General features: G+C 56.6%; 13 protein-coding genes and 1 other RNA gene. 8 read left to right on the forward strand and 6 right to left on the reverse strand.

Going from position 1 to position 13,219, the window contains the following annotated elements; all coding sequences use genetic code 11:
- Positions 1-55: 55 nt before the first annotated feature.
- The 3 genes from E5201_RS14190 to tkt all read right to left on the reverse strand — a co-directional run bounded on the left by E5201_RS14190 (position 56) and on the right by tkt (position 2,979).
- Positions 56-265 carry a cold-shock protein gene (locus E5201_RS14190; RefSeq protein ID WP_140987112.1) on the reverse strand — a complete coding sequence of 70 codons (210 nt, stop codon included), beginning with the start codon at positions 263-265 and terminating at the stop codon, positions 56-58.
- A gap of 249 nt (positions 266-514) precedes the next feature.
- A complete protein-coding gene (locus E5201_RS14195; protein WP_140987113.1) occupies positions 515-724 on the reverse strand; it encodes a cold-shock protein in 210 nt (69 codons plus the stop codon).
- A gap of 254 nt (positions 725-978) precedes the next feature.
- Positions 979-2,979, reverse strand: a complete 2,001-nt coding sequence (gene tkt / locus E5201_RS14200) for a transketolase (RefSeq protein WP_140987114.1) — start codon at positions 2,977-2,979, stop codon at positions 979-981.
- Between the two features lie 257 nt (positions 2,980-3,236).
- Here tkt and E5201_RS14205 point away from each other — a divergent pair, with 257 nt between their 5' ends.
- On the forward strand, positions 3,237-3,542 hold the full coding sequence (locus E5201_RS14205) for a hypothetical protein (protein ID WP_140987115.1): 306 nt from the start codon (positions 3,237-3,239) through the stop codon (positions 3,540-3,542).
- Positions 3,542-3,871, forward strand: a complete 330-nt coding sequence (locus tag E5201_RS14210; RefSeq protein WP_140987116.1) for a cell division protein ZapA — start codon at positions 3,542-3,544, stop codon at positions 3,869-3,871. The genes E5201_RS14205 and E5201_RS14210 overlap by 1 nt, the downstream gene beginning before the upstream one ends.
- A 111-nt stretch (positions 3,872-3,982) precedes the next feature.
- Here E5201_RS14210 and E5201_RS14215 read toward each other — a convergent pair whose 3' ends face one another.
- Positions 3,983-6,289: a beta-glucosidase gene (locus E5201_RS14215; protein WP_246050809.1), complete on the reverse strand. Its 2,307-nt coding sequence runs from the start codon at positions 6,287-6,289 to the stop codon at positions 3,983-3,985.
- 177 nt (positions 6,290-6,466) lie between these two features.
- On the opposite strand from E5201_RS14215, the gene ssrS reads away from it, so the two are divergent.
- From ssrS to E5201_RS14240, 6 genes are all read left to right on the forward strand, one after another.
- Positions 6,467-6,633: non-coding RNA, 6S RNA (gene ssrS / locus E5201_RS15160), on the forward strand.
- 341 nt (positions 6,634-6,974) lie between these two features.
- On the forward strand, positions 6,975-7,991 hold the full coding sequence (locus tag E5201_RS14220; protein ID WP_140987117.1) for a TerC family protein: 1,017 nt from the start codon (positions 6,975-6,977) through the stop codon (positions 7,989-7,991).
- Between the two features lie 91 nt (positions 7,992-8,082).
- Entirely contained in the window at positions 8,083-8,691 is a 609-nt protein-coding gene (locus E5201_RS14225) for a 5-formyltetrahydrofolate cyclo-ligase (protein WP_246050810.1), read from the forward strand.
- A gap of 3 nt (positions 8,692-8,694) precedes the next feature.
- Complete coding sequence (locus E5201_RS14230) at positions 8,695-9,528, forward strand: TIGR00282 family metallophosphoesterase (RefSeq protein WP_140987118.1); 834 nt, start codon at positions 8,695-8,697, stop codon at positions 9,526-9,528.
- Between the two features lie 95 nt (positions 9,529-9,623).
- Complete coding sequence (locus E5201_RS14235; protein WP_140987119.1) at positions 9,624-10,382, forward strand: YebC/PmpR family DNA-binding transcriptional regulator; 759 nt, start codon at positions 9,624-9,626, stop codon at positions 10,380-10,382.
- Between the two features lie 102 nt (positions 10,383-10,484).
- Positions 10,485-10,883 (forward strand): hypothetical protein, encoded by a 399-nt coding sequence (locus E5201_RS14240; RefSeq protein WP_140987120.1) that lies wholly within the window; start codon positions 10,485-10,487, stop codon positions 10,881-10,883.
- Here E5201_RS14240 and E5201_RS14245 read toward each other — a convergent pair.
- Together E5201_RS14245 and E5201_RS14250 are read right to left on the reverse strand one after the other, a co-directional pair.
- On the reverse strand, positions 10,880-11,881 hold the full coding sequence (locus E5201_RS14245; RefSeq protein ID WP_140987121.1) for an alpha/beta fold hydrolase: 1,002 nt from the start codon (positions 11,879-11,881) through the stop codon (positions 10,880-10,882). The two genes, E5201_RS14240 and E5201_RS14245, sit on opposite strands and share 4 nt — an antisense overlap.
- A 60-nt stretch (positions 11,882-11,941) precedes the next feature.
- On the reverse strand, positions 11,942-13,219 hold the full coding sequence (locus E5201_RS14250; RefSeq protein WP_140987122.1) for a right-handed parallel beta-helix repeat-containing protein: 1,278 nt from the start codon (positions 13,217-13,219) through the stop codon (positions 11,942-11,944).

Genomic DNA, 13,219 nt, shown 5'->3' on the forward strand with positions numbered 1-13,219 from the left:
ATAAAAAAACGCAGGTCGGTTGACCTGCGTTTTTCCGAGATATTCAAATCGCTAATTAAGCAACCTGAAGGTTCTCAGCAGACATCTTGCCCGAACGCTTGTCGCGTGCGAGTTCGAAGGACACTTTCTGACCTTCGTCAAGACCGCGCAGACCTGCGCGCTCTACGGCCGACACGTGAACGAACACGTCTTGCCCGCCGTCGTCCGGCTGAATGAAACCATAACCCTTGGTGGAGTTGAACCACTTTACTGTGCCGGTGCTCATATGAGTAACCCTTTTCAATGGCAGTTTTAGAAAGACACAGACCCGAAAACCTGCGTGTTTAGCTTCGATAATTGAAAGAGGTCGCTCGCCGCGCTTTACAAAAAACGCGAAAGAAATCCGCCGACAAGTATAGATCGCCCTCTAGCCGTACAGGCTTTATAGCGGCGCGTCAAATCAGGAAGGCATAAAAAGGCCGCACCCATCAGGATGCGGCCTCTCTGATATTCGTTTTTTTAAAGCAACGAACGCTTAGGCGTTCTCAAGCTTCTCAGCCGACATCTTGCCCGAACGCTGATCGCGAGCGAGTTCGTAGCTGATCTTCTGGCCTTCGTTCAGGCCACGGAAGCCTGCACGCTCAACAGCGGAGATGTGAACGAACACGTCTTGCCCGCCGTCATCAGGTTGAATGAAGCCGAAACCTTTGGTGGAATTAAACCATTTAACTGTGCCTGTGCTCATGATGAACCCTTTCAATGACAGTAGTATACGCGCACCCGCACAATTGCGCCGCGCCTCTCTCGTTTCGATAATTGAATGAAGTTCGCCGACAGAGCTTAAAAATAAACCCGATAACAAAGTCGCAGACAAGTAAAGATCGAAATAGTATTGTGCGCGTTTATTGCGCTCAGGTCAAACCCTATAAAAATAAAAAAAGGCTGACGGAATATTTTTACTCTGTCAGCCTTTGATAATATTGAACTAATTAACTCAGTTTAGCCGATGCGGGCCTTAACCTTGGCCACAACATTATCTGCCGTAATGCCAAATTCTTTATAAAGGCGGTCTGCCGGTGCCGAGGCCCCAAAGCCCGACATGCCAACGAAAATGCCGTCCTGACCGATGAACTTTTCCCAGCCCAGCGATACCGCCGCCTCAACGGCGACATTGATCTCGGCCTTGCCCAGCACCTCAGCCTTATAGGCGTCAGACTGCGCATCAAACAGCTCCCAGCACGGCGTCGATACGACGCGGGTCGGAATGCCCGCCGCCTCAAGCTGCTCACGCGCCGCCACGGCTACCGACACTTCAGTGCCCGAAGCGAAGATCGACACCTTTGCCTTGGCTGAGGCCGGACGGATTTCATAGGCGCCCTTGGCCACGAGATCGCTGCCGCTTTCGCGTACCGCCGGTACCTTCTGGCGCGACAGCACCATCAGGGACGGGGTGTTGGCGGATTTCAGCGCGGTTTTCCAGGCTTCAGCGGCTTCGACCTGATCGGCGGGACGGAAGACCAGAAGGTTCGGCATGGCGCGGAAAGACGCCAGATGCTCGACCGGCTGGTGGGTCGGGCCGTCTTCGCCAACGCCGATGGAATCGTGCGTCAGGACGTTGATCGTGCGCACACCCATCAGGGCCGACAGGCGGATGGCCGGACGGCTATAGTCCGAGAACACAAAGAAGGTGCCGGAATAGGGGATGACGCCGCCATGCAGGGCCAGACCATTAAGCGCCGCCGACATGCCGAATTCACGGACGCCATAGTGCACGTAACGACCGGTATAGTTCGGCGCGTCAAACGGCTCCATGCCCTTGACGAAGGTATTATTCGAGCCAGTCAGGTCGGCCGAGCCACCCACCATATCATCAATATAGGGCACCAGTTGCGCCAGCGCCGCGCCCGAAGCCGAGCGAGTGGCGTCAGCAGGCTTAAGCTCAAGCGCCTTGGCAATATGGGCATCCAGCGCCTCAAAGGCATTGGCCGGAAGTTCACCCTTCATTGCACGGGTGAAATCTGCCGCCTTGGGATGCGCCTTGAGGCGGGCTTCCCATTCCTTGCGCGGCTTTGCGGCCTTACGACCGGCGGATTCCCATGCCTTTTTGATCTCGACGGGCACCGTAAAGGCCTCAGCCGTCCAACCCATGGCCTGACGCGCCAGTTCGATATCGCTGTCAAACAGGGTGTAACCATGCGAATGCGGGTCGCCTTCCTTGGGACCAGCCCCCTTGGAAATCTTGGTCTTACAGGCGATCATGACGGGCTTTGACTGCTGCTTGGCCCAGCGCAGCGCCGCTGCGATCTTGGAGTGGTCGTGACCGTCAACGGCCTTCACCGCCCAGCCTGCGGCTTTGAAACGCGCCAATTGGTCGCCGGTCTCCGAAATGGTTGCCACGCCGTCAATCGTGACATTGTTGTCGTCGAATAAAACGATCAGCTTGTTGAGCTTCAGGCGACCGGCCAGAGAAATCGCCTCGTGCGAGACCCCTTCCATCAGGCAGCCGTCACCGGCGATAACATAGGTGTAGTGATCAACCATGTCGTCACCAAAGCGCCCGTTCAGGTGACGCTCACCCATGGCCAGACCGACAGCCGTCGCCAGTCCCTGACCCAGCGGGCCGGTCGTGGTTTCAACACCCGGCGTATGACCATATTCAGGGTGACCGGCGGTGTTGGAACCCCACTGACGGAAGTTCTTGATCTGCTCCATGGTCACAGCCTTGAAGCCGGTCAGGTGCAGAAGCGAATAGATCAGCATCGAGCCGTGGCCCGCCGACAGCACGAAACGGTCACGGTCGGCCCAGTCAGGGTTCTTCGGATCGTATTTCAGAAACTTCGTCCACAAAACGGTTGCCACATCGGCCATACCCATGGGCATGCCCTGATGGCCGGACTTTGCCCGATGGACGGCTTCCATGGACAGTACGCGAACGGCGTCTGCCATTTGAACCGGTGTGGGTTTAAAGGTGGTGTCAGGCGCAGTGGGGCTTGTGGTCATGGGTGAGTCTCGATTAAGCTGTCGATGAAAGCCGGTGAAGCTGTGAATTTTGTCGCAGCCTTTACCCCATGCTTACGGGGATAGCCATGCTTTAAGTAGGAAATTTGCTTAATTTCCGGCTCATATTCGCCGTTTTTAGCGGGTAGGGCTTTAACCGTAAGCATACGGACAAATTGTCCGATAATTGGCCCGAGTAATTACCCTGAGAAAGCCGTCTTTCTCGGATGTGTGCGTAAAAGTGCAGGAGACGTAAATTGATGAGTCACGACAGAACCCTCAGGACAGCCGCGCCGGTTATTGGCGTAAGCCTGTCGCAGGCCGTGGAACGGCTTGATAAGGCGCTTCTGGCTCTTGAGGAGCGCCTGCGTAATCTTGATGAACGCACGCAACCGGCCGCGAACCCCATCAGCACCGATTCAGCCGCCGATCCGGATTTGCTGGGCGAAATCGAGGCCCTGCGTGAACGCGAACGCGTCCTCGAAGAAGCCGCCAACGGCGCCTATGCCGCTCTGGGTGAGGCCGCCGCCAATATCCGTCAGCTTATGGATGAGGAAGCGGCCTGATGGGTGAGGTTACAGTAAAGGTCAACAATAAGCCCTATACGGTCGGTTGCGCCGACGGTCAGGAAGCGCGTGTCGCCGAACTCGCACGCATTTTCGATGAACATGTCAGCATGGTCGTGTCTGATGTCGGGACGATCGGCGAGGTCCGAACCTTCCTGATGGCCGCTTTGTTGCTGGTTGATGAAATGGACGAAATGCGCCTTCAGATCGAAGCCGCCGAAGCGGCTCAGGCGCGCATTTCAGCGGGTGCCTTTGAGATCGAACGCAAGGCGGCCTTTGCCATTACCGACGCCGCTGAACGCCTCGAAAAACTGGTCAAGGACGCTTAAAAAAACATCCTCCCTGCGCAGCGGGGCCATAATTTCTAGCATCCTCCCCTGCGCAGCGGAGGAGGTGCCGAGCGAAGTCGAGGCGGAGGGGGCATGCCTCTCCGCCCCCTTTTACTTCCCGTTCACATCATATTTTTGCGCAGGCAGGCTCACCCTTACCGCCGCCACCTGATCCGTGGCCGAGCGATTAAGCTTCACCTCATAATCACCGGCGGCAATATTCCATGTCTTTGACGCGGAGTCATAATTGGCCAGCAGGCGCGGATCGACCGTGACGCTCACCGTCTGGCTTTCGCCGGCCTTCAGATGCACCTTATCGAAGGCCCCCAGCCGCTTGGGCGCTTCCCAGCCGCCACCCACCGGTGACACATAGATCTGCGGCACATCAGACCCATCCCGCACGCCCGAATTAGTAACCGTAAAGCGCGCCGTCAGCCTGCCATCCACCACGTCGCTAGTCAGGCCCGAATAGGTGAACTGCGTATAGCTCAGGCCATGCCCGAACGGGAACAGCACCTTGTGACCGTGCTTGTCGTGCCAGCGATAACCGACCGCTGCCCCTTCGATGTTATAGTTAGTCGTCGGGCGGAGATCAGGCTTGGTGATGTCGCCATCCAGTACCGGACGCGGCAACTGACTTTCTGAGGCAATAAAGGTCAGCGGCAGACGACCTGACGGATTGACTTCACCGGTCAGGACGCGGGCAATAGCCGTGCCGCCCCGCGTGCCGGGATACCAGGCTTCTATGACCGCACCGGCATCTTTCAGCCAGGGCATCAGCACCGGCCCGCCGGTTTGCAGCACCACTACGGTCTTCTTGTTGGCCTTGGCGACTGCGGCAATCAGGTCATCGCCATTACCATCCAGCTTAAGCGGCGCATCAAAGGATTCGCCCATCCATTGCGTGCCAAAGACAATGACCACATCGGCCCCTCGGGCGGCACTGACGGCGGCCTTGATATCGGCCCCGTCATGATAAACCACTTCGGCGGATGTGCGCGCCTTAAGGGCAGCTACAGGCGAGTCCGGATAATAGGTGAGGGGGCCGGGGAAGTCGTTACCCGGCCCAAGCCCGAGGCCTTCGACGGGATTGCCCCCGACGCCATAGACCTGAGACGAACCGCCGCCGGAAATCACGCCCTTATCGGCATGCCCGCCAATGACAACGATCTTTTTCGCCGTCGCCGCAAGCGGTAACAGATTGCGCTCGTTTTTCAAAAGCACGATCCCACCTTCGGCATCGGCCTGAGTGATTTTGGCGTGGGCCTCCAGATCGATGGTGCCTTCGGTGATCTCTTGCGCCACAGGATTATCGATCACACCGGTCTCAAACATCGCCCACAATATGCGCCGTGCCATGTCATCGAGACGCTCAGGCTTTACATGGCCATTATCAAGGGCTTCTTTCAACGGGCCTTTGAAATAAGGCCCCTTGTCGAACGGCCAGCCCGATTGCTGATCCAGCCCGTTATTGGCTGCCGGAATGGTCGAATGGGTCGCGCCCCAGTCCGACATCACATAGCCCTTATAGCCCCAGTCCTGCTTCAGAACCTCCGTCAGCAACCACTGGTTTTCGCAGCCATATTGCCCGTTGACGATATTATAGGAACACATCACCGAGCCGGGGTTGCCGACCTCGATGCCGATTTGAAAGGCCAGAAGTTCTGACATGCGCGCAGGCGTATCATCGATCCTGACATCAATCGTAAAGCGGTTGGTTTCCTGATTGTTGAACGCCAGATGCTTGATGGTCGAGATGATATTATTCGACTGAATGCCTTTGATCTGCTCACCGACCATGACACCAGCCAGCAACGGATCTTCACCGGCATATTCAAAGGTGCGCCCGTTGCGCGGGTCGCGGTTGGTATTGAGACTGCCCGCCAGATGCACATTGAAACCGGACAAACGTGCTTCACGTCCGATCATCGCGCCGCCATCATGGGCCAGTTTCCGATCCCACGTCGCGGCGGTGGCAATCCCCGAAGGCAGGGCGGTTCTGAGGCGCGGATTTGGCCCGCGTTGTGAGGCCACGCCAATACCGGCATCCGTCTGCCACTGATTAGGGATGCCAAGGCGCGGCACACCATAAACAAAGCCCGCCGACTGAGGGCGGCTTTCGGCAGGTTGCGTCCATTTCAGCCCCGGAATATCGCCGCGCGTATTCAGCCATTCACCGTCTGAGCCGAAATGGCCAAACACCAGCGTCAGCTTTTCGCTCTGGGTCATTTCTTTAAGCAAAAGTTCAGTGCGTTCTTCGGTGCTCAGGCTCTTATTGAGCCAGGGCGTTTGCGCCGGAGGGGCCAGCATCGTCGCCTGCGCGGCGTGACCCGCATCCTGTGCCCTGACCCCCAAGGGCGCACCAAAGGCCAGAGTCGTCACCGTGAGCATCAGCCCGATTTTTCCGTATAAACGCATTTTCCCTGCCCGATATGATTATGGATGGTTTATTATGGTCAGGCAGATTACACGCCTTTTTATGTCTGTGAAGTCATTTTTATGACATCGATGTCTTTTTTAATTTTGCCCTTATCAATAAATGCTATCAATGCCCTTGTTTTCTTAAGAGTGTGGGCTTAAATTGAGGGTCGGCGGGTCTTGCTGCGGCTCTCGTCAGCGATCACCTAATCCTTCTGACCTTAATCTCTTAGAACGGGGACTGTCCCTGACTGGGGTCGTGGCCCCTATCACATGGTTCCCACCTGACTAGTCAGGTCTGAGTGGATTTAAACGCTTCGCAACGGTTCATACGCGGCGCCGCCACATGTTTCAGGCAAAAGTCCTTCGCCTTTGGCTCAGTGTACTTTTGCCTGCATCGGATTTGTGAAAAAGACCCTCGGGACGGCCCGACGGGTCTTTTTCGCTTTTTGCCTTGTCTCAGAGGCGCACTTTCCCAACTTGACAGTGCACCTGCGAAAGTGGCAAAACCGCGGCTTCCTCAGGGAGTAGCCGGGGCTTTTGCCCGCCCGATGTCGTCAGCACGAGCGTAAGATTACGCTCCGGCATCAGGCACTGCTCAGATCGCCCGATCTGAACAGGCAGCGAGACTGGGGGCGGGTTCAGCCCACCTGTCCTAACCTTAAGTCTCTGAGAGCATTCTATTATGGAAACCATAGGCACGCCCCTGTTGTGGGGGACGTTCGCGGCCTTTTTTGTCGTCGCGCTATTTGTCGATTTCTTCGTTATGAACCGTCAGGGGGCCCATAAGGTCTCCATGAAAGAAGCGGCCATATGGTCGGTCATCTGGGTCATCACCTCTTTCGTCTTTGTCGGCGTGATGTGGTGGGAACTGGGCGGGCTTGGCACAGATCAGGCCATGAAGACCCTTGCCGATACCAAGGCGCTTGAATTTATCACCGGTTATCTGGTTGAAAAGGCGCTGGCGGTCGACAATATCTTCGTCTTCCTGATGATTTTCACCTATTTCGCCGTACCTGCCGAACACCAGAAGCGTGTGCTGATGATCGGTATCCTGCTGGCGCTTGTCCTGCGGGCCGGTATGATCCTTATCGGCGCCTGGCTGGTATCGCAATTCCACTGGATTCTCTATATTTTTGGGGCCTTCCTCATCTATACCGGCTTCAAGATGTGGCGCGCTTCGGACGAAGAGCCTGACCTTGAATCCAGCCCTGTCCTTAAGTGGGTAAAAAAGCGTTTTGCCATTGCCCCCAACTATGACGGCGAGCGCTTCTTCACCCACATCAACGGCATCAAAATGGCGACCCCGCTGTTGCTGGTTGTCGTGCTGATCGGCATTATCGACGTGGTGTTTGCGGTCGATTCGATCCCCGCCATCTTCGCCATTACCACCGATCCGTTTATCGTCCTGACCTCGAACGTATTTGCCATTCTGGGCCTGCGCGCCATGTACTTCCTGCTGGCGGGCATGCAGGAACGCTTCCACCTGCTGCCCTATGGTCTGGCGCTGGTTCTGGTGTTCATCGGTTCCAAGATGCTGCTGATCGATATCTATAAGATACCCATCGTCTGGTCGCTGAGCGTCACCTTCGGCATTCTGGTCCTGACCATGATCCTGTCGCTGATCATCAAACCAAAGGAAGGCGTACACCCGCATGGGGCCTTCCCGTTTGATGCCAAGAAAGACAAGGGCGAGGAATAAACCCTTTTGGGTCCAATCCTGCCACCTCCCCTGCGTAGCGGGGGAGGTGGCAGGCGAAGTCCCGCCAGAGGGGGCATTACGGGTTAGAGGCTTGCCAGACGGTACTTTCCATAGCCATAACAGCCCTATGAAAGAAGCCAAGGCCGCCTTACGCAAAGACATGAAAGCCCGCCGCGCGGCCGCTTTTTCCGCTGATCCCTCAGCGGGTGAGCGACTGGCGGCGGGTTTTTCCATATGGCCGCCCTCAGGCACCGTAGTTGCGGGCTACAGTGCTTTTCGCAATGAAATGAATCCGCAACCCCTGATGCAGGCACTGGCCGAACACGGCTGTCATCTGGCGCTTCCGGCCCTGATCGATGCCGGCGCAGGGCTTTCAATGGTTTTCAGGGCCTTTGCTGTGACCGATCAGCTGGTCGAAGGTCCCTTCGGTATCCTTCAGCCTTCGGATACGGCCCCTGAGGTTTTACCTGACCTTGTTCTGGTGCCGCTTCTGGCCTTTGACCGTCAGGGACGACGGCTTGGCTACGGCGGCGGTTTCTATGATCGTGGTTTACACTTTCTTAAATCGCAAAAACCTTTTAAGGCTTGGGGTATTGCCTATGCCGCGCAGGAGGTTCACCCTCTGCCGGTTGAACCCCATGATCAGCGTCTGGATGCCGTCATCACAGAAAGCGGCTTCATCCTGACGGAAACGGATTAGTTTATGCGCTTTGCTTTTTTCGGAGATGTAGTTGGTCGCTCAGGCCGTGACGGGCTTAGTGAGCATCTGCCGTTTATTCGCCGCGCTCTTGATCTTGAGTTCGTGATCGTCAACGCCGAAAATGCCGCCTCCGGTTTCGGGGTCTCGGAAAACACCGCTAAACAACTGTTTGATGCCGGTGCCGATTGCCTGACACTTGGCAACCATAGCTGGGATCAGAAAGAGGCCCTGACCTATATTGTGCGCGAACCGCGCCTGATCCGCCCGCTGAACTATCCGCGCCTGGCCGATGCGCCGGGGCGAGGGGCCAATCTGTTTGAAACCGCTTCGGGTAAGCGCATTCTGGTGATCAACCTTCTGGGTCTTGTACACATGGCCTCTATGGATGACCCGTTCGGCGCGGTCGATAAGACACTGGACGCCACGCCGCTTGGTCTGGTCGCCGATGCCATTGTCGTTGACATGCACGCCGAAGCCACCTCCGAGAAAATGGCAATGGGCCATTTCTGCGATGGCCGCGCCAGCCTTGTGGTCGGCACCCATACCCATGTGCCGACCGCCGACGCCCAGATTCTGCCCGGCGGCACCGCCTATCAGACCGATGCCGGTGCCTGCGCCGATTACGACAGTGTAATCGGCATGGACAAGGAAGAACCCCTGCGTCGCTTCACCACCCGCATCGGCAAGGAGCGCTATAAACCGGCCTCAGGCCCTGCGACCGTATGCGGCGTCTTTGTCGAAACCGATGACAAAACCGGTCTGGCCGTGCGCGTCGAAGCCATCCGTGTCGGCGGCCGTTTAAAGACGGTCTTGCCAGAGACGCAGGTTTCGGTTTAGAAAACCCCGGAATTTCAGACTTTATTCTATGTGACGCGCCGCCTTTGGCATCAGCTGTTTTAGGGCTGATTTGGCGAGCGTTTTTGTGAGGACTTATGGCAGGCCATTCCAAATTCAAGAATATCATGCACAAAAAAGGGCGCGCGGATGCCGTGCGCTCGAAACTGTTTTCCAAATTATCGCGCGATATTACGGTTGCGGCCAAGTCAGGCATGCCTGATCCGGCGATGAACCCGCGCCTGCGTCTGGCGGTCAACAACGCCAAGGCCGAGTCCATGCCCAAGGACAATATCGACCGCGCCATCAAAAAGGGCGCGGCAGGCGATGCGGATACCCTCGAAGACATCCGCTACGAAGGCTTCGGCCCGGGCGGCGTCGGCATCATCGTTGAGGCTCTGACCGACAATCGCAACCGCAGCGGCGGCAATGTCCGTTCCTATTTCACCAAGCACGGCGGTAATCTGGGGGAAACCGGATCGGTCAGCTTCCTTTGGGATCGTCTGGGCCAGATCGAATACCCCTTAAGCGCCGGTTCGGCAGACGACATCATGGAAGCGGCCATTGAGGCCGGTGCGCAGGATGTTGAAACGGACGAAGACCCCGAAGACGGCGGCCACATCATCTACACGGCCTATGAAGACCTCAACAGCGTGACCGAAGCCATTTCCAAGGCGCTCGGTGATCCGAAATCGACCAAGTTCGTCTGGAAGCCGCAAACCCTGACGCCTTTGTCCGGCGATCCGGTCAAGACGTTGTTCAAGCTGATTGATGCGCTCAATGATGATGATGACGTGCAAAACGTCTATGCCAATTTCGACGTATCCGACGAAGAACTTGAGGCCCTGGGCCTCTAAATTCGCCACATCTAAAATCGGCGCAGCCCAAAGAATGTCTGCTTTGTTTTGCGCCGATTATATGCCACTATGCCGCTATTAACCATATTTCGGGGGATGGTCATGAAGCGGTGGCTTGCGGTGTCTTTGGGGGTATCTGGGGCAATGGTGATGCTTGTGGGCTTAAGCGCCTGCTATCACGAACCTGCCTATTATCCGGTTGATAACCGCTCACAGGCCCAGAAGGCCGATGCCTGCGTGGAACGCTATGAACCCGATGGCAAAGCCCCTCAGGTCATGACCTATGATTCCGAAACCAGCACCGAAGTTCATCTCAATCAGGACGGCAAGGTCGTAACCGTCACCGCCCAGAACAAACCCGACGCCACCTCATTCGGCGTTGAAGGCAAGGTCGGCGGTGCACGCCCCGAAAGCTGCACCGACGCCACTATTGGCCGCAGCTATACGCGCAGTGATGAATACACACCACCACAACAACGCCGTCGCGGCTGGTTCCGTTAATTCTTACCGCCCAAAGCCCCAAGCAACGCCTCATGGAAACGATCCGGCGCTTCGACCTGAGGTGAGTGCCCAAGATCAGGGAATTCGATCAGGTGCGAATTGGGAATGATGGCGGCAATGCGCTTGCCTAAGGCCGGATAATCCCCCAGCCGGTCGCGCAGTTCCGGTGCCGCCCGGTTGGCACCGGGGGCCGTACGATCCAGCTGCCCGATCATCAGAACCACAGGCATTTTCAGACGGTCAAATTCATATACCACGGGCTGGGTGAAAATCATCTCTGAGGTCTGGGCCTGATTATAGGCGACAATGGCTTTACCCGAACCGGTATAAAGGCCCGCCTGCATACCTACCCACCGGTCATATTCCGGCTTCCACTGATTGTTATAATAGAACTTAAGCTGATAGGTTTTGATGCTCTCAAAACTGGTCTTCTGTTCGTTCTGGTATAGTTGATCAATGGTTGCGTAAGGAACCCCCAGAGCCTGCCAGTCCTCAAGCCCGATGGGGTTGACCAGCACAAGCTGCTCGACGACCTCAGGATAGGTCAGGCCGAAACGGGTCGCCAGCATGCCGCCCATCGAATGGCCGATCAGCGTCACCTTTTCGACCTTCAGCGACTTAAGCAATTCCTGCGTATTGGTCGCCAGCTGGCTTAAGGAAAACTGATAGCCTTCCGGTTTCGAGGCTTTACAGAAACCAATCTGATCAATGGCGATAACGCGATATCCGGCCTGACTTAATCTGTTGATCGTCGCTTCCCATGTCGCGCCACAGAAATTTTTGCCGTGCAGCAAAACCGCCGTGCGCCCATTGGCTTCGCCCTGAGCAGGGACATCCATATAGGCCATTTCCAGCGCCTGTCCCTGCGTCGTCAGGGCAAAGGTCTTTACCGGATGCGGATAGTCAAATCCCTCAAGGCGCGGGCCATAGGTCTGGGCGTTTACAGAACCTGCCGCCAAAGCCGCAACCATCATCGTCGCCAGAATACGCATATCCATTCCCTGTAATACCTGAAGAAGACAGCATAGGCAGGGCAGGGTTAAAAAGCGATAGGTGGCCTAAATACGCGGCCAGTAATCACTGAACATATATTGACTGACGGCATTGGCGGGGATGTCGAATTCCGACCCGCGATACCAGGGCGTACAGACCCGCTGCGCCGGATCAAGATCACCCCACTTCAGATTGGGGCACCCTTCGGGAGCCGGATCAATCGCATTATCAACGGCGCGGATTTCACCCCGCGCGGTCGCCAGAATACCCGCCGTCCTGACCTTGGCGATGTAGTTTTTACCGATAAAGCCGGTGCCGCCGTCAACATTGATCGCAATCTCATCCGACAGGATACGGTTATCGATAATGCGCACGCGATTAAGCTTAGACCGAATGCCGTGCTTGGAAAAATCAATCAATGAATTGGCCAGCAAGGCTTCACCGGCCCCACTCAAAACCACGCCCTCTGCGAAGTGTTCGACCTTAAGGTCATCAATGCTCAGGATGGAGTCCGCAGAATCCAGCCGGATCTCAAGGCCCACCGCGTCTTCGCCACGTTCAAACCCCTTCCAGTCCGCCAGCTGCTGCACCGTCACGCCCTGAATGTGGGAATCGCCGTTCAGCGTGGCATAGACACCATCTGCCGTAGAGGTAATGCCGCTCTGCTCGGCAAACAGTTGCGACCCGTTAAGCGCCAGAGCCACAGACCTTGTACGCGCCACAATATAGGAATTGATCAGGTTGAACCGCCCGCCGGCCACATGCACCGCCGCACTTTCGCCCTCATAACGCACCGACGAATTTTGTAAAGTCAGCTCGGAATTAGAGGCGTAGATACAGGCCGACTGACCGCCGCGCGCCGAGGACAAGAGCACGTTTTTCAGGATCACCTTATCCGCCGACGGATTGATGCGCAGGCAGGATTCCCCGTTAGGGGCCACCAGCACCGGCAGGCGTGAGGGACTATCGCCGATAATAGTCAGGCTGCGGGTAATCTGCAAACTGCCGACGCAGGAGCGGTTTTTCGCCACCAGACGCAAGACCCCGCCCGAACGCATGCGCCGCACCGTATCCTCGACAAAGGCGCGGCTGGCAGTGTCGCAATTGATCGTGGCGTGCGATTTGGTGCCGTAATAACCATAATGATGCCCGCGCGTCTTATAGCGCTTGCCACCACAGGTCTTGAGCTGATGATCCAGAAGCGCGCCAAAACAGGGCCGCGTCAGGGCTTCGGTACGCGCCGCATTATAGGAGGTGTCATGCGCCGAAGCCGCCCCCGCACTCAGTAGCAGGCCGACACCGGCAGCCAGCGCAACAAAGCCCCTAAACGGAATGATTCTCAT

Origin of the sequence: Asticcacaulis tiandongensis, assembly GCF_006475605.1 — a bacterium.
GTDB lineage: Bacteria > Pseudomonadota > Alphaproteobacteria > Caulobacterales > Caulobacteraceae > Asticcacaulis > Asticcacaulis tiandongensis.